This window comes from Lactobacillus leichmannii, assembly GCF_024701915.1.
GTDB lineage: Bacteria > Bacillota > Bacilli > Lactobacillales > Lactobacillaceae > Lactobacillus > Lactobacillus delbrueckii.
The window spans coordinates 1-21,425 of sequence record NZ_QOCY01000024.1; the positions used below are offsets into that span (position 1 = coordinate 1).

The window sequence follows — 21,425 nt, forward strand, 5'->3', positions numbered from 1 at the left end:
CAGCTTCGGCTAGAGGACAAGAATGTGTTTAATGCTATTCACCTGAATAGCATTGGATATGTTTTTGAATTCGGGTGCTTGCTTTCTTCCACCTTCAGCTTTTTCTTCTTAGCAGCCAGCTTCTCGTTGTAGCTGGCTGCCTTAGCGTTGTATTCCTTAACATCCTCTTGCAGCTGCAAGCTGTCAGTAATCACCTTCATCGGGTTCAGCCAGGTGTCGTTGTCCCGCCAGTAGTTCTTGTAAGGGTGACCGTGCTTGCTGATGTAGTCAGCGCTGGTCTTGGTGATCCCCAGGTGCAGGTGGGAGTCAGTCAGCCGGCCGAGCTTATCGCCCAGCTTGACCTTCTGACCGGCCTTAACCGTAATATCTGACCGGTTGGCGAAACCTTCCTGGTAGACTTCAACATAGCCGTCTGGAGAAACGACCCAGATGTACCAGCCTAGACCCGTGCAGTAGGCAACTTTCTTCACAGTCCCCGGGTGAATAGCCAAAACAGCCGCCTTGTTGCCGACCTCGCTCCAGCCAAAGTCCCAGCCGTCATGGAAGTAGGACTTCTTCGGGTAGACCCGCCGGCAGACGTCGGTCTTCCCATAGCGCTGGCCCGACAGGTATTTGATCTTCTTGGTGTAGCACTTGGCGAATGGATAGCCCCAGATGTCCTTTTCAGCTACCGTCTTCTTGACCTTCAAGGCCTTAGGCTGGGTGGAGCCCAGCTTGACATCCTTTTCCACTGGATAATTCTTGATATACACGCCCGCGAAAGCGAAGAGGGCAGCAAAAAGTGCCACCGTCACGACTCCGCCCCAAATCCGCTTGCTCTTCTTATTATTTTTCTTTTTCTTGCTCATTAATATAAAAAGTCCTTCTTGTCCAACAATACATGCTCATCAAGGTCACTCTTTAAAAAGACTTCCAGGTCTCGGTCAAAGTTGTAGGCTAACTGCCGCTTAGGTAAATCGCTGATCTTGACCCATTCCAGTTTGCCTTCCCTTGAAGCGTGGAGACTTCCTGAGAACTGGTCGGCCCGGTAGAAGAAGACCAGGTAACGCCGGTCCAGCTTGTCAAAAAACTGCTTGAAGCCGACCAGGCGGGGACTGACTATGTCCAGGTTGGTCTCTTCCTTGACCTCGCGAATGACTGAATCATGAAATGACTCATGCTTTTCAATATGGCCGCCTGGAAAAGCCAGGCCTGGCCAAACCGGGTCCTCCCGGTCGATCGTCAGAACCCGGTCTTTGTCCACGATCATGCACATATTAGTTAAAGTAGTAGGCTCCGTCCGGTCCATGTCTTGTCTTTCTTTCCTCCTGTTATCTAAAAAGGCTGACAAAAATACAATTAATTATAGCACGTGGATTATTTCTTTGCAGAAACTGTCTTTTGCTGGCTGGCATATGATAGAATTTACTTTTGGATAAAGGAGCGTTTTACTAATGAATTTAAGACTTAACAGACTTGCCGAGATGGTTGATCCAGGCAGCCGCCTGGCCGATATCGGCACCGACCACGCCTACCTGCCGATCCTCCTGGTAAAGAGCGGCAAGATCAGCCACGCTATCGCCAGTGACGTTGCGGCTGGCCCCTTAGAGAATGCGAAAACGGACATCGCCGCCGCGGGACTTTCTGACCAGATTGAAACCCGGCTGGGTTCAGGCTTGGAAACCATTAAGGAAAGCGACCAAATCGATACGGTCGTCATCGCCGGCATGGGCGGCAAATTGATGGTCAACCTGCTCTCTGAAGCCGCCTCCCGGGGCATTTACTACCCAAGCCTGGTCCTTGAAGCCAATATTGGGGAAAACACCGTCCGCCGTTGGCTGATGGCCAACAAGTACGAGATCGTCGCTGAAGACATCGTCTATGAAGCAGGCCACATCTATGAGCTGATCAAGGCCCGTTTAACTGACCAGGTTCACGAATTGACTGTCCGCGAGCAGGAATTTGGTCCCTTGCTCTTAAAGAACAAGACTGATGTTTTCTATAAGAAGTGGCAGGGACAGGAAGCCTACTACCAAAAGCTGCTGGCTAACCTCAACAAGGCTCGGGAAAAGGACCTGACCCGGATCAAGGAAGTCGAAAACTTGCTGGCTATGATCAAGACAGAATTAGGTGGGGAAAATGACTAAAGTAAAAGACATTGTAGCTAAACTGAATGAAGCTTTCCCGGAAAGTATCGCCAGTGCCGGTGACCCGGTCGGCCTGCAGATCGGCAGCCTGGAAGCACCAGTCCACAAGATCCTGGTGACTTTAGACGTCCGGCCAAATGTGGTTGATGAAGCCATCAGGAGAGGTGCTGACCTCATCGTCAGCCACCACCCCTTGATCTTCCGTCCGGTTAACAACTTGGACTACAGCGACCCACAAAAGGCCATGTACGCCAAGATAATTGCTAACGGCATCACCGTTTACTCCATTCATACTAATTCCGACAAGGCCCAGGACGGGTCAAGCGACTGGCAGGCTGAAGAACTTGGCCTTTTGGACGTAACCGGCTTTGCCCCAGACGAGGACGGCATCGCCATTGGCCGCAAGGGCCGCCTGCCAGAAGCAATGAAGGCGATCGACTTTGCCCACTACGTCAAGGAAAAGATGGGGGTGGACATGGTTCGCCTGATCTGCGCTGACCAGGATAAAATGGTGGAAACTGTTGCCTTCGTCTGCGGGGACGGGAACAAGTTCTGGAAACAGGCCTTAGCTGACAAATGCGACGCCTACATCACCGGTGACGTCTACTACCACACTGGCCATGACATGATTTCATCAGGCTTGGTAGTAGTTGATCCGGGCCACTATACGGAGAAGCTCTTCAAGTATGAAGCTGCCAAACGGCTCAGTGCCTGGCAGAAGGAAGAGGGCTGGAGCGTAGAGTGTTTAATCAGCGCTGAATCAACCGATCCCTTCCAGAACATTTTTTAGTAAGTGAAATATTTTTGTTTATGTAAAGAATAAGGAGAAAAAGATGGAATACCCAACTTTGCTGCCAAGATTTTTGAAGTACGTCAAGATCAACTCCCGGTCAGATGAACATGCTGACCGCTTCCCATCCACCCAAAGAGAAGTGGACTACCAAATGGTCGTCATGAAGGAACTGGAAGAACTGGGCTTAAGTGACGTTCACTACAATGAAAAGGCTGGTACGGTCATCGCAACTATTCCTTCCAACGTTGACTGGGACGTGCCGGTTATGGGCTTCTTGGCTCACTGCGACACGGCTGATTTCAATTCAGAAAACGTTAAGCCGCAGATTACTGAAAACTACGACGGGGAAAGCAAGATCCAATTGGGCGACAGCGAATTCTACCTGGACCCGGCCGTCTTCCCGAACTTGAAGAAGTACAAGGGGCAGACCATTATCTCTGCTTCCGGTGATACTCTTTTGGGCGGGGACGACAAGTGCGGGAATGCCGAACTGGTCACCTTTGCTGAATACCTCCTGGCTCACCCGGAAATCAAGCACGGGGAAATCCGCCTGGGCTTCACGCCAGACGAAGAAATCGGCACTGGTGCTCAGCATTTTGACGTGGAAGACTTCAACGCTGCCTTTGCCTTTACGGTTGACGGGGAGGGCCCGGGCAAGCTGGACTGGGGGACCTTCTCAGCAGCTCAGTTTGAACTGGACATCCAAGGCGTTAACGTGCACCCAGCTGTAGCCAAGGGACAGATGATCAACGCCATTCAAGTCGGGATTGACTTCCAGAACTCCCTGCCGCAAGACGAAGTGCCGGAAAAGACTGAAGGCGAAGAAGGCTTCTACCACTTGATGGACTTCTCTGGTACGGTTGACAACGCCCACCTGGCCTACATCATCCGTGACTTCAAGCGCGACGGCCTGGAAGCCCGGAAGAACCTGGTCAAGGAAAAGGTGGCTGAACTCAACGCCAAGTATGGGGAAAGAATCAAGCTGAAGATGTGGGACCAGTACTACAACATGGCTGATGAACTGGCCAAGCACATGGAAATCATTGACCTGGCCCGGGATGCTTACAGAGCCTGCGGCTTGACTGAAATCAATGAAGAACCAGTCAGAGGGGGTACGGACGGGTCACAACTGACTTACATGGGTCTGCCATGCCCGAACCTCTTTGCCGGGGAAGAAAACATGCACGGCCGCTACGAATACACGGTTCTGGAATCAATGTGGAAGGCTGTTGACGTCATGATCAAGATGGCTGAACTGCAAGCTGAACGGAACAAGTAAGACAAGATAACTTAAATATAAAGGATAAGAGCTGCTCTAGGGTGGCTCTTATTTTTTGTCTGTGAATAACTTGGCCGGGGATAGGGTAAAAAGAGACCGTGGAACAAAAATCGGAGAAAAAGGCTTACAGAGCTAGAAAGAGAAATGCTGTAATAGCAAGCTTTATCGCTTGCGATAGCGGGTTAAAGTTAAATGATAAAAATGGCAGCTGTTAAGAAATAGTAGCCGTTGTCCTTTACATAACAAGCTTCTTACTATTTTAAACTTTATGCAAAATGTAAAATGGTTATCGTGAAACAATGAAGTGATAAAAAGAAATGAGAGAGGGGAAAAGCAGAGAAAAAAGGGCAAAAGAAAACCGGGCCGTTTGGCCCGGTTGCTTACATTTAGCTCTGGAGATAGCTCTGGAGATAGTCCAACATCTGGTTGATTTCATCGCTGGTAAAGTTGCCCCGCCCTTGCTTCATGGCGTGCACCTTTTCCACTGAGAGGTGGCTGGCAAAGGCCAGGGTAGTATCGCTCACAGCGTGCTTGCTCTGAAATTCGATGATTGCATCCGAAAGTTCTTCTGGTTTCATTGATCTTCACTCCTTAATAACCGTATTTTACCATTTTTTGAAAAGTTGTTGAGGGAGCTTCAGAATTTTTTAGTAAAAGTCGCTGCTGATCTGGGTAACTGGCCAGTAGCGCAGAACTACCTTGCTCAAGATATTGCTCCGCTTGATTGGGCCGAAGTAGCGGGAGTCCTTTGAAACGTCCCGGTGGTCACCCATGACCCAGTATTGGTTCTTCTTCAGCTTGACCTTGAAGTTGCTGGTGTAGTAGACCCCGGCTAAATGGTCAGCCTTTTTGTACTTGTTGTTCAAGTATTGCTGGTCCGTCTTCTTGCCGTTGATGTAGAGGACGTCGTTCTTGGACTGAACCGTGTCGCCTGGCAGCCCGATCACCCGCTTGATGTACATGGCGTTTGCCTGGTCCGGCGCCTTGATGATGACAACGTCATTTCTCTTAGGAGTGAAGTGGCGCACAGCAATCAAACGGTCGCCGTCTTCAAAGGTCGGTTGCATGGACGGGCCAGACACCACTTCATTGGCTAAGAAGAAGGAGAAGACAACATAATAAATTGAGACAAAGACCAGGAACATGACCAGGACGTCCCGAAAAAATTTACCCCAGCTTTCTTCTTCAGCTGCTTGCTTATTCTTTTTCTTCATTTGATAAAAAATCTCCTTTTACTGACTATTAACTTATTATAGCCTATTTTCTTGCAGGGGCGGCGTTCGGGCCGGCCTTTTTTAGCATCTCTTCAGAAAATGGAATGAGATTACACTGGGCAGCGTTGTACTGGTAGTAGGCCAGACGCTTTGGCGGGCAGCGGAAAATCTCCAGGAGTTCCTTGTCAGAATACTTCTGCTGGCTGATCAAGGAATAGACATAAGAGAGGCGGAGATTGGTTAGAGTGATTGGCATGGGGGAGAGGAGATCCTTGTCGGTCTTGACCAGCTGCATGATGTTGTTGGTACTGGCATATGGTTCACCGGACCTGGAGGCGAAAATATAAGGATCCGGGTCCTTTTCAAAGGAAAGTGTGCCAGTCAGGTAGTCAGTCATCTCGCCCAAATTGTCTTTCACCTCGCTATAGCGAATCCCTAAGAGTTCCTTAGCCTGATAGCCCAGGGCAAAAAGCTGCAGCAGCCAGAGAGTCACCGGCTGCTTGACATAGGGGATGAGGGCAGGCAAATGCTCTGGCCAGTCGATTACATAGGTCTTCCGCCGCTCAAAAGAGTAGCCCTTGAGGTCTAGTAAACGATAGCTTGGGGTAATTCCAGCCAGGGCCAGGTAGTAGAAGTACTTTTTAATGTAGGAGACATACTTGTTGACGGTCGTGACCTGCAAATTTTCCTTAGTCGCCAACTGCTGCAGGTAGTCACGGACATTGCTGGCCGTGATTTCATTAACGTCACTGGATGGGAAATTCACTTCTGCATAGGTAAAGAAGTGGTCCAAACAGTAATCGGCGTTCTCAATTGACTTGGGGCTGAGTCTTTGCGGACCCCGGCACCAATTCTCAAAACCTTCCTGGTGGGGATACATAATCGGCTCCTTTCTTTTTGTCTGTTAGTATCCTAATTGTTACTACAATAATTATAACATACAAACGCGGCTACGCCGCGCCCCAAAAAACTTGTTAGCAAAAGGTCTCTGACTTAAGATATTGCTGGATTAACTTTCTGGCAGAAAAACCAGTAAAATTGAAGCAAATTGGCATTAAAGATGAAAAAAGATAGATTGGAGGTCAGATATGAAGACTGAGAAAGAAAAAATGCTAGCGGGTCAGGTCTATAATCCTGGTCAAGACGAAGAACTGATGGCTGAACTAGCTGCCTGCAAGGCCAAGTGCCTCCGCTACAACCAATTGACGACTGCTGCTGAAAAGAAGGAGCTCTTAAAAGAGATCTTGGGTCAAAGCGGAGAGAACTGTCATATCGAACCAAATTTCTGGTGCGACTATGGCTGGAATATCAAGGTTGGCAACAACTTCTACGCCAACCACAACTTGACTGTCCTGGATGCAGGCGGGGTGACCTTTGGCGACAATGTCTTTATCGGTCCTGACTGCGGCTTCTACACTTCCGGTCACCCGCTTGATGCGGAAAGAAGAAATACGGGACTGGAATATGCCTACCCGATCACTGTTGGCAACAATGTCTGGATCGGCGGGGGAGTCCGGGTGGTGCCTGGCATCTCTATCGGTGACAACTCCGTCATTGGTGCTGGCAGCGTCGTTGTTAAGGACATCCCAGCCAACTGCGTGGCCGCCGGCAACCCATGCCGGGTTATCCGGGAAGTCACTGACGATGATGCAAATAGTGACTTGAACTGGAAAAAGTAAAAGACAGTAAAAAGAACATAAGAAGCAAACGACTCTTTGTAAACAGCAATGAGTCGTTTTTGTCTTTTTAGGAGGTAATAATTATATGACATTTTTGCATTTGGGTCAGTCGGTCGTAGAAAGACCAAGAGTGATGCTCATAGCAGTCTTCACGTTTGTGATTATTAGCAGTATCATTTATAATTTTTTGCAAAAGACTTGCAAGCAAGGTGAAAATCAGATAAACTATAGCCTATCATACAAATATGCGTAGGGAGTAACCGGCATTACAGGTGCACTCATGGCGTCAAGCTCGAAAGTAATTTCCGCTGTGAGTTTAAATGGTGAGACTATTGTATAGACTTTTTTAGCCTAGCAATAGTCTCTTTTTTATTGCCGGGCAGATTAGGAGGCATTTTTTGAAGGATTTTTATCTACAAAGTAAAGACGAGGTCTTGAAGGAATTCAAGGCAAGCCCTAATGGTTTGAGTAGCGATGAAGCCAAGGAACGTTTAGCCAAATATGGGGAAAATGCCCTGGTAGAAGGGAAGAAAAAGACCGTTTTCCAGGTTTTCTTAGACCAGTTCAAAGACCTGATGGTTATCATCTTGATCATCGCCGCCTTGATTTCGGCCTTTACCGGGGATGCGGAAAGCACCATTGTCATCATCGCCGTTTTGATTTTGAATGCGGTCTTGGGGACTGTCCAGCATGTAAAGGCCGAGAAGTCGCTGGAAAGCTTGAAATCACTGTCTTCACCAAGCGCCAAGGTCTTGCGCGATGGGCAAAAGGTGGAAATTGATTCGAAAAAGCTGGTGCCAGGCGATATCTTGGTTCTTGAAGCCGGGGACTTGGTTACTGCTGACGGGCGAATCTTGGACAACTTTTCTTTGCAAGTCAACGAAAGCTCCTTGACCGGGGAATCAACCAATATTGACAAGGCCGACATAGATTTTGACCAAGAACGGCCCCTGGGTGACCGGCTCAATATGGTCTATTCCAGTTCTCTGGTGACTTACGGCCGGGCCAATGTCTTAGTGACTGGCACCGGGATGGGTACTGAAATCGGCAAGATTGCCAAGTTGATGAACGACACCAAGGAAAAGAAGACCCCTCTCCAGCAGTCCCTAGACAAGTTTTCATCAAAATTAGCTACTGCCATCTTGTTAATCTGCTTGGTGGTCTTTGGCCTCCAAATCTGGAGAGGGCAGCCGCTCATGGATGCCTTGCTCTTTGCCGTAGCCTTAGCGGTGGCCGCTATTCCAGAAGCACTTTCCTCAATCGTCACCATCGTGCAAGCCATGGGGACCCAAAAGATGGCCAAGCAGCACGCCATTATTAAAAATTTGGCTGCGGTTGAGTCCTTGGGCTCAGTTTCCGTCATTGCCTCTGATAAGACAGGGACTTTGACCCAAAACAAGATGACCGTCCAAGATATCTACATTGGCGGAGAAGTCTTACAGCCTAACGAGTTGAGCCTTGACAACCAGCTCCACCGCTATCTTTTGTACGACGTAGTTTTAAACAACGACTCCCGCCTACAAGCAGATGGTAAGGGGATTGGTGACCCAACTGAATATGCACTCTTAGAAATGTACCGCCAGGTACCAGGCATCGACATGGGGGATGACCAAATTGCCTTAAGCGAGGACGATTTGCGGGACTTTTTGGACCGGCAAGAAGAAGTACCGTTTGACTCAGACCGCAAGCTCATGTCCACCAAGCACCTGATCCACACGGTACCAACCATCTTTACCAAGGGGGCGGTGGACGTTCTCTTAGACCGCTGCGTCAGCTACCGGATCGGTGATGAAATCAAGCCGATGACGACAGAAGCCAAGCAGCAGATCCTGGACCAAAACCAAGCCTTTTCTGAAAACGGCTTGCGGGTTTTGGCCTTTGCCTACAAGGAAAGTGACGAAGAGCTAAACCTAGATGCCGAAAACGGCTTGATTTTCATCGGTCTCATTTCTGAAATGGACCCACCACGACCAGAAAGTGTCGCTGCCGTTGCCCAAGCTAAGAAGGCCGGCATTAAGACGGTGATGATCACTGGTGACCACAAGGTGACGGCTGTTGCGATTGCTAAGAAAATCGGAATTTTTGCAGAGGGCGACCTGGCAGTAACTGGCTTAGAACTTGACGCCATGAGCGATAAAGAACTGGACGATAAGATTGAAAAAATCTCCGTTTACGCCCGAGTTTCTCCTGAAAACAAAATCCGGATCGTTGACGCCTGGCAAAGAAAGGGTAAGATCGTATCTATGACTGGTGACGGGGTGAACGACGCCCCAGCCTTGAAGAAGGCGGACATCGGGGTGGCCATGGGGATTACCGGGACCGAAGTTTCTAAGGATGCCTCCAGCATGATCTTGGCTGACGACAACTTCGCGACTATCATCAAGGCCGTGGCCAACGGCCGGACGGTTTACGAAAATATCAAAAATGCCGTGATGTATCTCTTGTCCGGCAACCTGTCAGCCATCATTACGGTGCTCTTTGCCTCAATTGCGGGCTTGCCAGTGCCATTTATGGCCGTTCAGCTGCTCTTTATCAACCTGGTAACCGACTCTCTGCCAGCCCTGGCGATTGGGATGGAACCCGGGGCTAACGATATCTTGAACCGGCCACCGCGTGACCCTAAGGAAGGGATCTTGAACAAGCAGATGGTAACTAGGGTAGCTGTGCAAGGTGCCTTGATCGCGGTCAGCGTTATTGCGGCCTTCTTGATTGGCCTGAAGACCAGCTCTGCTGTAGCCTGCACCATGGCCTTTTCAACCTTGACTTTTGCACGTCTCTTTCACGGCTTCAACTGCCGGTCAGAGCACAGCATCTTCAAGATTGGCTTTAAAAATAACTGGTACAGCTTGGCTGCCTTTGTGGCTGGCAGCTTATTATTGAGCTTGATCCTGTTTGTCCCAAGTCTCCACAGCCTGTTTACGGTAACGCCGCTTGCAGGAGGTCAGGTCGGGATGATTGCCTTGCTGGCATTCTTGCCAACGGTGGTTATTCAGGCAGTGAAAGTGATTCGTGAAAAGAACTAATTAGCATAATAATTAATATTGACTATTAAATATTTATAAAAAGACATCGAATGAGTTCAGTTCGGTGTCTTTTTTAGAGGTCATGCAGTGCGGCTTGAGTTTTTCCTTAATGCTGGACCGGCGAGAAGCCATGCGGATAGTTCTAGACCAGTATGATTACCGGAAAATTGCCAAATATAAGCAGAATTATTTTGACAGACTTATGCAAACAGCATCTCTGGCAGTATACGGATGGGCAAAGCCTGGTTTATGAAAGCCACCTAAAAGAGGTGCTGGCTACTAATGATCTAGCGCAAAAATTGTCGAAAGACTTGAAAAAGCGGGGCTTTAAATTTGTTGGTCCGGTGGTGATGTATTCTTATTTGCAGGCATGCGGTTTGAACAATGACCATGACGCGGATTGCCCAAGACGGGAATATTTGATCGAACATTATCCTAGTGAAGTAGTTGAGTAGTCAAAAATGACATCAATTCTGGATGTCATTTTTCTTTTCTTCTAAATGCTGTCGGCGTCATCCCTGTTACTTTTTTTAATATGGGCTTTGCCGTCAACTCCGGGCGAATTGCCGGACTTGAAGCTGCCAAGAAGATCAAGAATTGTTAATATAGTCGCAAAAAGATCATGCAATAAACATTGCATAATCTTTTTGGTATTTTTGCTAATAAAGGTTGGGGGGATTATTTTGTCCAAAAGCCTTTGGCTAAGAAAGTTTGGGGGATCATCATCACTAGATATTTACCTTTTTCCAAAAAGAAGCCTATACTAAAAAGTAAGATGCAAAAAGATGATCAAAAAAGAAGTAAAAGTCAGCTTATTATATGAATTAGAAAATCTTCACCATGTCGTGGTTCAGGTAGCTTACGTCGATGGCGAATCCGTTTACGCCTTGCAGCTGCTCCATAAGCAGACTGACATCGCGGTCTACCATGGCAATGCCCGCGGGAAAAAGGTCTACTTTGACCCGCATTTTCCGCATGTCTATCTAACCGACAAGGCGGGTGGCCACACGCAGACTTTTACCTATAGCGGAAGCGGCCACAAGTGGTACATTGGCACCAAGCACCAAAAATCCGGCCATACCCTCTGGGACATCCAAATTGCCCGGGTAGACCTAGATGTCTACCCCATTCAGCATGACTCTAATACCCAGATGGTCCGCCTGTCCCACCTAAACCGGGCGGGGGCGACCTATGGCGATGGAAGCGTCCAATACGAGGGAAAATTGTATGAGCGAATGGAAGCTGCTGTTTCACCAGACCTGCAAACTTTCCTAGTCGCCACGATTGATCTCAATCATGTAGGTCACTTTGCCATCTACGATAATAATTTGATCCAGGAAAAAATGGACGAGGCTGAAGCCAGCCATGCCAATGTCAACATTGAAGACATCCCGTGCCTTGGTGCTTTTACCATCCCGCACTTCAACCAGTATCCCCTCAAGTCCATCCAGGGCTACGCCATCGACAACGACGCCAACATCTACGTCTCCAGCCAGCCTAGTCCTAAGCCCGGCCTTTTTGGCCACTATAAACAGCAAAGCCCCCGCGAGATCGTCAAGATTCCTTGGTGTGAAGCTGATAGTAAAAAGTGGTCGGTGGCTGACCTAGATCGCGAAAAAGTCATTGACCAGTTTGGCTTTGCGACCGAATTTGAAGGAATACAGGTAAGTGAGTCTGGTGACCTTTACCTAACAGTGGCCTACCATGCCAAAGATAATGATACGACTTTGAAAAATCGGATCTACCGTATTAGCGGTTTATAGAAAAAAGCTTCGAAATGATATGGCCCCCGAAATTAGGATACTAATTTTGGGGGTTATATCAACCCCTTGACTTAAAGTTAACTTTAAGTGTTATCTTATGCTTGTAAGCGAAAACAAATACAAGTAAAGCAGCTGGTCGCATACAGAATGAGCCGGCTGATTGCCGGTGTCAACCTGTTTAAAGATTTGAGGTGATAAAGATGGCGGAAGAAAAAAAGCCAACTGAAGAAACTAAGACAAAGCAGGGGCAAGAAGAGAAGACTTTTACCATCTCCCAAGTGGCGGAATTGATGAACGTCGCTCCGTCAACCCTCCGCTACTATGACAAAGAAGGCCTTTTGCCTAATATCAAGCGGGTCAACGGCATCCGGATTTTTGAAGTTAAAGACTTCCGCTGGCTAAAAGTCTTGACCTGCCTGAAAAATACGGGGATGCCAATCCGGCGGATCAAGGAGTACGCTAAGCTGGCGCAGGAAGGCGACAAGACCATCAATGAGCGTTACCAGTTAATTAAGGACCAGCGCCAGTTGGTCTTAGACCAGATTGACCAGCTCAACTACTACATGAAGGAACTAGACTACAAGGAATGGTATTACGAAACTGCCCTGAAACTAGGCAGCGAGAGGCCACTCCTTGAAAAAAGGAACCCTAGCATTGACGATATCGAAGAGGTACCAGAAAAGCTGGATGTCAAGGAATTGATGAAAGAAAGGAACCAAGACAATGGTTAAACAAACTGCAGGTAGAGATCAATTAGGTGAATTCGCGCCAAAATTCGCAGAGTTAAATGACGACGTCTTATTTGGGGAAGTTTGGTCAAGAGAAGGGCAATTGCCACTTAAGACCCGGAGTATCGTTACTATCACTGCCCTCATCAGCAAGGGGATTACCGACAGCTCTCTCAAGTACCATCTAATGACCGCCAAAAAGAATGGCGTTTCTAAGAGCGAAATGGCGGAAATCTTGACCCATCTTGCCTTTTACGCCGGCTGGCCAAATGCTTGGGCTGCCTTTAACATGGCCAAAGAAGTTTACGGAGATGACGAAAGGTCCGGTCACGGCGGCTTCTTCGGGATGGGTGAGCCGAACGACGGCTTTGCGCAATACTTTACTGGCAACTCTTACCTTAACCCAGTGACTAAGGAAGACGATCCACTCCAAATCCACAATGTCACCTTTGAACCAGGCTGCATCAATCACTGGCACATCCACCACGCTTCTAAGGGTGGCGGCCAAGTCTTGATCGGGGTTGAAGGGGAAGGATGGTGCCAAATTGAAGGCCAAGACCCAATTAAGATCCTGCCTGGCACCATCGTAGAAGTTCCAGCAGGCGCCAAGCACTGGCATGGGGCAAGCAAGAATAGCTGGTTCAGCCACTTGGCTTTCATGATTCCAGGCGAAGATTTATCAAACGAATGGCTAGAACAAGTTGATGAAGACTTTTACAACACATTAGACTAGTTTTTAAAAAAAGAATCGAAGAATTGATATGACCCCCGAAATTAGGACACTAATTTCGGGGGTTATTTTCATGACTAAATACACTAAAGAAATCAAACTTGCTATCTACCGCGAATGGGTAGACGATCACAGAAGAGGCACCTACCTTAGGCGGAAGTATGGGATGGGGCGTGGAGAAATCCGGTATTTGGTGGACTTGATTCAAAAACATGGTGAAGATATTCTGGATCGCCCTCAACAGAAATATACTGCTGATTTCAAGCTTGATGCCATTGATAGAGTTCTGCTAGGCGGTGAAGCACTTAGACAGGTTTCTCTAGACTTAGGACTTACAAATACAGGCATTCTTGCAAATTGGCTTCGCTCTTTTAAAGAAAACGGGTATACTGTCATTACCAAGAAGAAAGGTAGACCACCCAAGAATGCCCAAAAGCAAGGACAAGCAGCGGATCAAAGAACTGGAAGAGCAGGTAAAGAGGCTTACAGTCGAGCTTGCATACATAAAAAAATTGGAGGCCTTAATTCAAGAACGCAAGAGCCAAGAAAAGAAGAATTAGCTCGTGCAATCAATGAATTAAGGCAAGAATTGCGGCTTAGCGTTAAGTACATTATCAACGTTATCAATGCCAACCTTGGATTGCCTCATATCTCAAGAAGTAACTACTACTACCAAACCCATAAGCTTGATAAGGATTCTGGTAACCAGAAACTGATGGATAGAATCAAAGAGATTTAACAACCTTAACGGCGTAATACTAAATTGTCCCAATTTTGGGGGTCACATCACAAGCTAGCCTATTTTTTCTTCAAAAAGTTTTTAAAAAGCCCGAAGTGGTGAAATCTTTGCTATAGTGATTGACATTGCAAACCTACCTAAATAGTCGGTAAAATGGTAAAATCTAGCTTTAGGTATAACAGATGACAGAATTTATTGAAAAGATCAAGGACTTGAAAGATGAAAAAAGATAGATTGGAGGTCAAATATGAGGACTGAGAAAGAAAAAATGCTGGCAGGTCAGGTCTATAATCCAGGTCAAGACGAAGAACTGGTGACAGAACTGACGGCCTGCAAGGCCAAGTGCCTCCGCTACAACCAATTGCCGTCTGGAGCAGAAAAGAAGGAACTCTTAAAGGAAATCCTGGGCCAAAGCGGGGAAAACTGCCACATCGAACCCAACTTCTGGTGCGACTATGGCTGGAATATTAAAGTAGGCGACAACTTCTACGCCAACCATAATTTGACCGTCCTGGATGCTGGGGGAGTGACCTTTGGTGACAATGTCTTCATCGGCCCTGACTGCAGCTTCTACACCTCCGGCCACCCGTTGGACGCGGCCCAGAAGAAATACCGGCCTGGAATATGCCTACCCGATTACTGTTGGCAATAACGTCTGGATCGGCGGGGGAGTCCGGGTGGTGCCTGGCGTCACAATCGGTGACAATTCCGTGATCGGCGCCGGCAGCGTCGTTGTTAAAGATGTCCCGGCCAACTCCGTAGCCGCTGGCAATCCTTGCCGGGTTATCCGGGAAATCACTGAAGCTGATAAAAACAGTGACTTAAACTGGAAGAAGTAAGAGATAAGCATAATCAGTAAAGAATTTAGGCAGACAAGTAAATAGCAGGAAATGACTCTTTGAAAAAAGAGTCATTTTTTGTTTACTAAAAGTATTTTGGTAAAAATCTTGATTTGTTTAGTAAACAAGTCTATACTGTAAGCGTAAACAAGTTAGCACACCTAAAGGAGAAAATCATGAAGAAAAAGCATGTCTCACGCTTGTCGTACGCGGCCGGTGCCTTTGGCAACGACGTCTTCTACGCGACTCTGTCAACCTACTTTATCGTCTTCGTCACCACCCACCTCTTTAATGCCAGTGACCACAAGATGATCTTTATCATCACCAACTTGATCGCCGCCATCCGGATCGGGGAAGTCCTGATCGACCCCTTGATCGGTAACGCCATCGACCGGACCGAAAGCCGGTGGGGGAAGTTCAAGCCCTGGGTTGTGGGCGGGGGGATCATCAGCTCATTAGCCCTCTTAGCCCTCTTTACCGACTTTGGCGGCCTTAACCAAAGCAACCCCGTTGTTTACTTAGTAATCTTCGGTATTGTTTACTTGATTATGGATATCTTCTACTCATTTAAAGACACTGGCTTCTGGGCCATGATCCCGGCCTTGTCCCTGGACTCCCGGGAAAGAGAGAAGACCTCCACCTTCGCCAGAGTCGGCTCCACCATCGGGGCCAACCTGGTCGGGGTAGTCATCACCCCAATCGTCCTCTTCTTCTCGGCCAGCAAGGCCAACCCCAACGGGGATAAGCAGGGCTGGTTCTTCTTTGCCTTGATCGTGGCCATTGTCAGCATCTTGACCTCAATTGCCGTTGGTCTTGGTACTCACGAAGTAAAATCCGCCCTGCGGGAAAGCAAGGAAAAGACCACTTTGAAGCAGGTCTTTAAGGTCCTGGGGCAAAACGACCAGCTCCTCTGGCTGGCCTTTGCCTACTGGTTCTACGGCCTGGGTGTCAACACCTTGAACGCTCTGCAACTTTACTACTTTTCATACATCTTAGGCGATGCCCACGGCTACAGCCTGCTTTACACCATCAACACCTTTGTCGGTTTAATCTCTGTATCCTTCTTCCCATCACTGGCCAAGAAGTTCAACAGAAAGCGCCTCTTCTACGCCTGCATCGCTGTAATGCTTTTAGGGATCGGTGTCTTCTCGCTTGCCAGCGGTTCCTTAGCCTTGTCTTTGGTCGGGGCGGAACTCTTCTTTATTCCGCAGCCTTTGACCTTCCTGGTCGTTTTGATGATCATCTCTGACGCAGTTGAATACGGCCAGCTGAAAACTGGCCACAGAGACGAAGCTTTGACCCTGTCTGTCCGGCCATTGGTCGACAAGCTGGGCGGGGCCTTGTCCAACTGGTTTGTTTCCTTGATTGCCGTAACTGCCGGCATGACCACTGGGGCGACTGCCTCAACAATTACCGCTCATGGCCAGATGGTCTTCAAGTTAGCTATGTTTGCCTTCCCGGCAGTCATGCTCTTGATCGCTGTTTCTATTTTCGCCAAAAAGGTCCTCTTGACTGAAGAAAAGCACGCCGAAATCGTCGACCAGCTGGAAGCTCAATTCGGCCAAAGCCATGCTCAAAAGCCGGCGCAAGCTGAAAGCTTCACTTTGGCCAGCCCAGTCTCCGGGCAATTAATGAGCCTGGACATGGTTGACGACCCGGTCTTTGCCGACAAAAAGTTAGGCGACGGCTTTGCCCTGGTGCCAGCAGACGGTAAGGTCTACGCGCCATTTGCCGGTACTGTCCGCCAGCTGGCCAAGACCCGGCACTCGATCGTCCTGGAAAATGAACATGGGGTCTTGGTCTTGATTCACATTGGCCTGGGCACGGTCAAATTAAACGGGACTGGCTTTGTCAGCTATGTTGAAGAGGGCAGCCAGGTAGAAGCCGGCCAGGAGATCCTGGAATTCTGGGACCCGGTGATCAAGCAGGCCAAGCTGGACGACACGGTAGTCGTGACCGTCATCAACAGCGAAACTTTCGCAAATAGCCAGCTGCTCTTGCCGATCGGCCACAGCGTCCAAGCCCTGGATGATGTATTCAAGTTAGAAGGGAAGAATTAGAAAATGAGCAATAAGCTAGTAAAAGAAAAAAGAGTTGACCAGGCAGACCTGGCCTGGCTGACTGACCCGGAAGTTTACGAAGTCAATACAATTCCCCCGCACTCCGACCATGAGTCCTTCCAAAGCCAGGAAGAACTGGAGGAGGGCAAGTCCAGTTTAGTGCAGTCCCTGGACGGGAACTGGCTGATTGACTACGCTGAAAACGGCCAGGGACCAGTCAACTTCTATGCAGAAGACTTTGACGATAGCAATTTTAAGTCAGTCAAAGTTCCAGGCAACCTGGAACTGCAAGGCTTTGGCCAGCCCCAGTATGTCAACATCCAATATCCATGGGACGGCAGTGAGGAGATCTTCCCGCCCCAAGTTCCAAGCAAAAATCCGCTCGCTTCTTATGTCAGATACTTTGACCTGGATGAAGCTTTCTGGGACAAGGAAGTCAGCTTGAAGTTTGCCGGGGCGGCAACAGCCATCTATGTCTGGCTGAACGGCCACTTCGTCGGCTACGGGGAAGACTCCTTTACCCCAAGCGAGTTTATGGTTACCAAGTTCCTCAAGAAAGAAAATAACCGCCTGGCAGTGGCCCTTTACAAGTATTCTTCCGCCTCCTGGCTGGAAGACCAGGACTTCTGGCGCCTGTCTGGTTTGTTCAGATCAGTGACTCTTCAGGCCAAGCCGCTTCTGCACTTGGAGGACCTTAAGCTTACGGCCAGCTTGACCGATAACTACCAAAAAGGAAAGCTGGAAGTCGAAGCCAATATTGCCTACCGCTTGCCAAATGCCAGCTTTAAGCTGGAAGTGCGGGATAGTGAAGGTGACTTGGTTGCTGAAAAGCTGGGCCCAATCAGAAGCGAGCAGCTGGAATTCACTCTGGCTGATTTGCCAGTAGCTGCCTGGAGCGCGGAAAAGCCTAACCTTTACCAGGTCCGCCTGTATTTATACCAGGCAGGCAGCCTCTTAGAGGTTAGCCGGCAGGAAGTGGGTTTCCGCAACTTTGAACTAAAAGACGGGATTATGTACCTTAACGGCCAGCGGATCGTCTTCAAGGGGGTCAACCGGCACGAATTTGACAGTAAGTTGGGCCGGGCTATCACGGAAGAGGATATGATCTGGGACATCAAGACCATGAAGCGAAGCAACATCAATGCTGTCCGCTGCTCTCACTACCCGAACCAGTCCCTCTTTTACCGGCTCTGTGACAAGTACGGCCTTTACGTCATTGATGAAGCTAACCTGGAAAGCCACGGCACCTGGGAAAAAGTGGGGCACGAAGATCCTAGCTTCAATGTTCCAGGCGATGACCAGCATTGGCTGGGAGCCAGCTTATCCCGGGTGAAGAACATGATGGCTCGGGACAAGAACCATGCTTCAATCCTGATCTGGTCTTTAGGCAATGAGTCTTACGCCGGCACTGTCTTTGCCCAAATGGCTGATTACGTCCGGAAGGCTGATCCGACCCGGGTTCAGCACTATGAAGGGGTGACCCACAACCGGAAGTTTGACGACGCCACCCAGATTGAAAGCCGGATGTATGCTCCGGCCAAGGTAATTGAAGAATACTTGACCAATAAACCAGCCAAGCCATTTATCTCAGTTGAATACGCTCACGCCATGGGCAACTCCGTCGGTGACCTGGCCGCCTACACGGCCCTGGAAAAATACCCCCACTACCAGGGCGGCTTCATCTGGGACTGGATTGACCAAGGACTGGAAAAAGACGGGCACCTGCTTTATGGGGGCGACTTCGATGACCGGCCAACCGACTATGAATTCTGCGGGGACGGACTGGTCTTTGCTGACCGGACTGAATCGCCGAAACTGGCTAATGTCAAGGCCCTTTACGCCAACCTTAAGTTAGAAGTAAAAGATGGGCAGCTCTTCCTCAAAAACGACAATTTATTTACCAACAGCTCATCTTACTACTTCTTGACTAGTCTTTTGGTCGATGGCAAGTTGACCTGCCAGAGCCGGCCTCTGACCTTTGGCCTGGAGCCTGGCGAATCCGGGACCTTTGCCCTGCCTTGGCCGGAAGTCGCTGATGAAAAAGGGGAGGTCGTCTACCAGGTAACGGCCCACTTAAAAGAAGACTTGCCTTGGGCGGATGAGGGCTTCACTGTGGCTGAAGCAGAAGAAGCAGCTCAAAAGCTGCCGGAATTTAAGCCGGAAGGGCGGCCAGATTTAGTTGATTCCGACTTCAACCTAGGCCTGAAAGGAAATAACTTCCAAATTCTCTTCTCCAAGGCCAAGGGCTGGCCGGTTTCCCTCAAGTATGCCGGTAGGGAATACTTGAAGCGGCTGCCGGAATTTACCTTCTGGCGGGCCCTGACGGACAACGACCGGGGAGCTGGTTACGGCTATGACCTGGCCCGGTGGGAAAATGCCGGCAAGTATGCCCGCTTGAAAGACATCAGCTACGAGATCAAGGAAGACTCCGTTTTGGTCAAGACTGCCTTTACGTTGCCTGTCGCCTTAAAGGGTGATTTAACCGTGACCTATGAAGTCGATGGACGGGGCAAGATTGCTGTAACAGCTGACTTCCCAGGCGCGGAAGAAGCCGGTCTCTTGCCAGCCTTTGGCTTGAACCTGGCCCTGCCAAAAGAACTGACCGATTACCGCTACTATGGTCTGGGACCTAATGAGAGCTACCCAGACCGCTTGGAAGGTAATTACCTGGGCCTCTACCAGGGAGCGGTAAAAAAGAACTTTAGCCCATACCTGCGTCCGCAGGAAACGGGCAACCGGAGCAAGGTTCGCTGGTACCAGCTCTTTGATGAAAAGGGCGGCTTGGAATTTACGGCCAATGGGGCAGACTTGAACTTGTCTGCTTTGCCATATTCTGCCGCCCAAATTGAAGCAGCGGACCACGCTTTTGAACTGACTAACAATTACACTTGGGTTAGAGCCTTAAGCGCCCAGATGGGGGTCGGCGGGGATGACTCCTGGGGGCAGAAGGTCCACCCGGAATTCTGCCTGGATGCCCAAAAAGCCCGCCAGCTCCGCCTGGTGATTCAGCCCCTTTTACTAAAATAAATGCTACAATTGACTTAACAGGATGAAATTTTAGTAAAAGCAAAGCGAGTGAGGAAGATGGCAACGATCAGAGAAGTGGCCAAGGCAGCCGGCGTGTCGCCAGCGACGGTTTCCCGGGTCTTGAACTATGACCAGACCCTGTCAGTCAATGAGGCAACCCGGCAGAAGATATTTGAAACTGCTGAAGCCATGCACTACCATAAGAGCCGGAAGACCAGAAAGAGCAAGCAAAAGCGCCTGGCGATCTGCCTGTGGTGTGACCAAGACCAGGAGATCAAGGACCTCTATTACTATTCAATCAGAACCAGCGCGCAAGCAGAGGCCAAGAAGCAGGGACTTGAAAGCCAGGTCATTTATCCGGCTGATCCTTTGCCCGATCCAGCTGCTTTAAGCGGGATCATCATGATTGGCTACCAGCAGTATTCGCCAGACCGCTTGAATGAAGTCAAAAAGTCTGGCCTGCCCCTGGTCTTTGTCGATACTGACACCTTAAAATTGGGTTACTGCTCAGTTGTGGCTGACTTTGGCCAGGCCATGCAGGAGGCGCTAGAGGTCTTCTGGGGGCAGGGCAGGGAGCGGATCGCCCTTTTGGATGGTGATTTGGACAGTAATTTTGATAAAAACAACTTGGTCGACTTCCGCTTCCGCGATTATAAGAAGAGCCTCGCGGCCCGCGGCCAGTACGACCTGGACTTAGTCTATGTTGGAAACTTCACCCCTCAGTCTGGCTATGAAGCCATTAAAGATGCACTTAAGTCCGGATCCTTCCCGGAAGCCTTGATCGCGGCCAATGATGCCATGGCCATCGGTGCCCTGAAGGCCTTTAAAGAAGCCGGGATCAAAGTCCCAGAAGAGGTCAGTCTGATTTCCTTTAACGACACGACCGCGGCAGAATTTGCCAACCCGGCTTTGACCAGCGTACATGTTGAAACCCAGCAGATGGGCCGGGCCAGCGTCAAGGTCATGAAAGACCTGCTGGATGATGATGAAGCCGGCACTTACAAGGTCACTTTCCCAACAAAACTCGTTTACCGGGAATCTTGCCCAAAAGCATAAGGGCATAGAGCATAATAACAGCAAAGAAATAGCTTGGAGATTGATTTTCTCCAAGCTGTTTTTCGTATATATTATGGCTGCATTCTATTGATCATTCTTGGGAATGGGACAGCTTCACGAACGTGGTCCAGCTTGCAGATCCAGGCAATAACCCGTTCAAAGCCCATCCCGAAGCCGGAGTGTGGCACGCTGCCGTACTTTCTCAGGTCCAGGTACCAGGAGTAGTCGTCCAAGTTGAGTCCCGCTTCTTCGATTTGCGCCTTCAAGGTGTCGTAGTCAGCTTCACGTTCTGATCCGCCCATGATTTCCCCGTAGCCTTCTGGCGCTTCCACGTCGGCGCAGAGGTAAGTCAATGGGTTTTCCGGGTTC

Annotated in this window: 17 protein-coding genes and 3 pseudogenes; 14 read left to right on the plus strand and 6 right to left on the minus strand. The window is 49.1% G+C overall.

The features are described 5' to 3' along the window. Window positions 1-38 precede the first annotated feature (38 nt). Window positions 39-848: a M23 family metallopeptidase gene (locus DS743_RS02615; RefSeq protein ID WP_035184562.1), complete on the minus strand. Its 810-nt coding sequence runs from the start codon at window positions 846-848 to the stop codon at window positions 39-41. Continuing rightward, a complete protein-coding gene (locus tag DS743_RS02620) occupies window positions 848-1,288 on the minus strand; it encodes an 8-oxo-dGTP diphosphatase (RefSeq protein WP_002878612.1) in 441 nt (146 codons plus the stop codon). The genes DS743_RS02615 and DS743_RS02620 overlap by 1 nt, the downstream gene beginning before the upstream one ends. A 145-nt stretch (window positions 1,289-1,433) precedes the next feature. Here DS743_RS02620 and DS743_RS02625 point away from each other — a divergent pair, with 145 nt between their 5' ends. From DS743_RS02625 to pepT, 3 genes are read left to right on the plus strand one after another with little or no spacing between them, the layout of a single operon-like run. Next, on the plus strand, window positions 1,434-2,126 hold the full coding sequence (locus DS743_RS02625; protein ID WP_035184561.1) for a tRNA (adenine(22)-N(1))-methyltransferase: 693 nt from the start codon (window positions 1,434-1,436) through the stop codon (window positions 2,124-2,126). Then, window positions 2,119-2,916: a Nif3-like dinuclear metal center hexameric protein gene (locus tag DS743_RS02630; protein WP_013439661.1), complete on the plus strand. Its 798-nt coding sequence runs from the start codon at window positions 2,119-2,121 to the stop codon at window positions 2,914-2,916. The genes DS743_RS02625 and DS743_RS02630 overlap by 8 nt, the downstream gene beginning before the upstream one ends. 43 nt (window positions 2,917-2,959) lie before the next feature. After that, window positions 2,960-4,198 (plus strand): peptidase T, encoded by a 1,239-nt coding sequence (gene pepT / locus DS743_RS02635; protein ID WP_072544184.1) that lies wholly within the window; start codon window positions 2,960-2,962, stop codon window positions 4,196-4,198. 386 nt (window positions 4,199-4,584) lie between these two features. On the opposite strand, the gene DS743_RS02640 is transcribed toward pepT, so the two are convergent. From DS743_RS02640 to DS743_RS02650, 3 genes are all read right to left on the minus strand, one after another. Then, on the minus strand, window positions 4,585-4,776 hold the full coding sequence (locus DS743_RS02640) for an LBP_cg2779 family protein (protein ID WP_002878604.1): 192 nt from the start codon (window positions 4,774-4,776) through the stop codon (window positions 4,585-4,587). A gap of 69 nt (window positions 4,777-4,845) precedes the next feature. Beyond that, a complete protein-coding gene (lepB, locus tag DS743_RS02645) occupies window positions 4,846-5,412 on the minus strand; it encodes a signal peptidase I (RefSeq protein ID WP_035184557.1) in 567 nt (188 codons plus the stop codon). A gap of 43 nt (window positions 5,413-5,455) precedes the next feature. Continuing rightward, window positions 5,456-6,292: a site-specific integrase gene (locus DS743_RS02650; protein ID WP_003615263.1), complete on the minus strand. Its 837-nt coding sequence runs from the start codon at window positions 6,290-6,292 to the stop codon at window positions 5,456-5,458. Window positions 6,293-6,500: 208 nt separating this feature from the next. Between DS743_RS02650 and DS743_RS02655 the strand changes: the two genes are divergently transcribed. The 11 genes and pseudogenes from DS743_RS02655 (at window position 6,501) to DS743_RS02705 (ending at window position 21,056) form a co-directional block, all read left to right on the plus strand. Beyond that, complete coding sequence (locus DS743_RS02655; RefSeq protein ID WP_035184555.1) at window positions 6,501-7,091, plus strand: sugar O-acetyltransferase; 591 nt, start codon at window positions 6,501-6,503, stop codon at window positions 7,089-7,091. A 398-nt stretch (window positions 7,092-7,489) separates the two neighbouring features. Then, on the plus strand, window positions 7,490-10,114 hold the full coding sequence (locus DS743_RS02660; protein ID WP_035184553.1) for a cation-translocating P-type ATPase: 2,625 nt from the start codon (window positions 7,490-7,492) through the stop codon (window positions 10,112-10,114). A gap of 130 nt (window positions 10,115-10,244) precedes the next feature. Continuing rightward, a pseudogene (locus DS743_RS02665) lies at window positions 10,245-10,569 on the plus strand (DNA-3-methyladenine glycosylase I). Between the two features lie 330 nt (window positions 10,570-10,899). Further along, complete coding sequence (locus tag DS743_RS02670) at window positions 10,900-11,877, plus strand: class III bacteriocin (RefSeq protein WP_035184549.1); 978 nt, start codon at window positions 10,900-10,902, stop codon at window positions 11,875-11,877. 200 nt (window positions 11,878-12,077) lie between these two features. Then, window positions 12,078-12,608: a MerR family transcriptional regulator gene (locus DS743_RS02675; protein WP_013439645.1), complete on the plus strand. Its 531-nt coding sequence runs from the start codon at window positions 12,078-12,080 to the stop codon at window positions 12,606-12,608. After that, window positions 12,601-13,338, plus strand: a complete 738-nt coding sequence (locus DS743_RS02680) for a carboxymuconolactone decarboxylase family protein (protein ID WP_035184548.1) — start codon at window positions 12,601-12,603, stop codon at window positions 13,336-13,338. The genes DS743_RS02675 and DS743_RS02680 overlap by 8 nt, the downstream gene beginning before the upstream one ends. A 70-nt stretch (window positions 13,339-13,408) precedes the next feature. After that, window positions 13,409-14,071: pseudogene (locus DS743_RS02685) on the plus strand (transposase family protein); the annotation flags it as partial. Between the two features lie 250 nt (window positions 14,072-14,321). Then, a pseudogene (locus tag DS743_RS02690) lies at window positions 14,322-14,913 on the plus strand (sugar O-acetyltransferase). Between the two features lie 176 nt (window positions 14,914-15,089). Next, window positions 15,090-16,973 (plus strand): sugar MFS transporter, encoded by a 1,884-nt coding sequence (locus DS743_RS02695; RefSeq protein WP_072544186.1) that lies wholly within the window; start codon window positions 15,090-15,092, stop codon window positions 16,971-16,973. A gap of 3 nt (window positions 16,974-16,976) precedes the next feature. Continuing rightward, window positions 16,977-20,000: a beta-galactosidase, LacZ type gene (lacZ, locus tag DS743_RS02700; RefSeq protein WP_035184544.1), complete on the plus strand. Its 3,024-nt coding sequence runs from the start codon at window positions 16,977-16,979 to the stop codon at window positions 19,998-20,000. 48 nt (window positions 20,001-20,048) lie between these two features. Continuing rightward, window positions 20,049-21,056 (plus strand): LacI family DNA-binding transcriptional regulator, encoded by a 1,008-nt coding sequence (locus tag DS743_RS02705; RefSeq protein WP_081369818.1) that lies wholly within the window; start codon window positions 20,049-20,051, stop codon window positions 21,054-21,056. A gap of 71 nt (window positions 21,057-21,127) precedes the next feature. Here the strand turns inward: DS743_RS02705 and DS743_RS02710 are convergent. Then, the coding region (locus DS743_RS02710) for an amino acid--tRNA ligase-related protein (RefSeq protein WP_308239968.1) at window positions 21,128-21,425 on the minus strand (298 nt) is incomplete at its 5' end.

Bases quoted from the DNA above. Each gene is read 5' to 3' on its own strand.
- DS743_RS02615 (WP_035184562.1), bottom strand. From the start codon at position 848: ATGAGCAAGAAAAAGAAAAATAATAAGAAGAGCAAGCGGATTTGGGGC.
- DS743_RS02620 (WP_002878612.1), bottom strand. From the start codon at position 1,288: ATGGACCGGACGGAGCCTACTACTTTAACTAATATGTGCATGATCGTG.
- DS743_RS02625 (WP_035184561.1), top strand. From the start codon at position 1,434: ATGAATTTAAGACTTAACAGACTTGCCGAGATGGTTGATCCAGGCAGC.
- DS743_RS02630 (WP_013439661.1), top strand. From the start codon at position 2,119: ATGACTAAAGTAAAAGACATTGTAGCTAAACTGAATGAAGCTTTCCCG.
- pepT (WP_072544184.1), top strand. From the start codon at position 2,960: ATGGAATACCCAACTTTGCTGCCAAGATTTTTGAAGTACGTCAAGATC.
- DS743_RS02640 (WP_002878604.1), bottom strand. From the start codon at position 4,776: ATGAAACCAGAAGAACTTTCGGATGCAATCATCGAATTTCAGAGCAAG.
- lepB (WP_035184557.1), bottom strand. From the start codon at position 5,412: ATGAAGAAAAAGAATAAGCAAGCAGCTGAAGAAGAAAGCTGGGGTAAA.
- DS743_RS02650 (WP_003615263.1), bottom strand. From the start codon at position 6,292: ATGTATCCCCACCAGGAAGGTTTTGAGAATTGGTGCCGGGGTCCGCAA.
- DS743_RS02655 (WP_035184555.1), top strand. From the start codon at position 6,501: ATGAAGACTGAGAAAGAAAAAATGCTAGCGGGTCAGGTCTATAATCCT.
- DS743_RS02670 (WP_035184549.1), top strand. From the start codon at position 10,900: ATGATCAAAAAAGAAGTAAAAGTCAGCTTATTATATGAATTAGAAAAT.
- DS743_RS02675 (WP_013439645.1), top strand. From the start codon at position 12,078: ATGGCGGAAGAAAAAAAGCCAACTGAAGAAACTAAGACAAAGCAGGGG.
- DS743_RS02680 (WP_035184548.1), top strand. From the start codon at position 12,601: ATGGTTAAACAAACTGCAGGTAGAGATCAATTAGGTGAATTCGCGCCA.
- DS743_RS02695 (WP_072544186.1), top strand. From the start codon at position 15,090: ATGAAGAAAAAGCATGTCTCACGCTTGTCGTACGCGGCCGGTGCCTTT.
- lacZ (WP_035184544.1), top strand. From the start codon at position 16,977: ATGAGCAATAAGCTAGTAAAAGAAAAAAGAGTTGACCAGGCAGACCTG.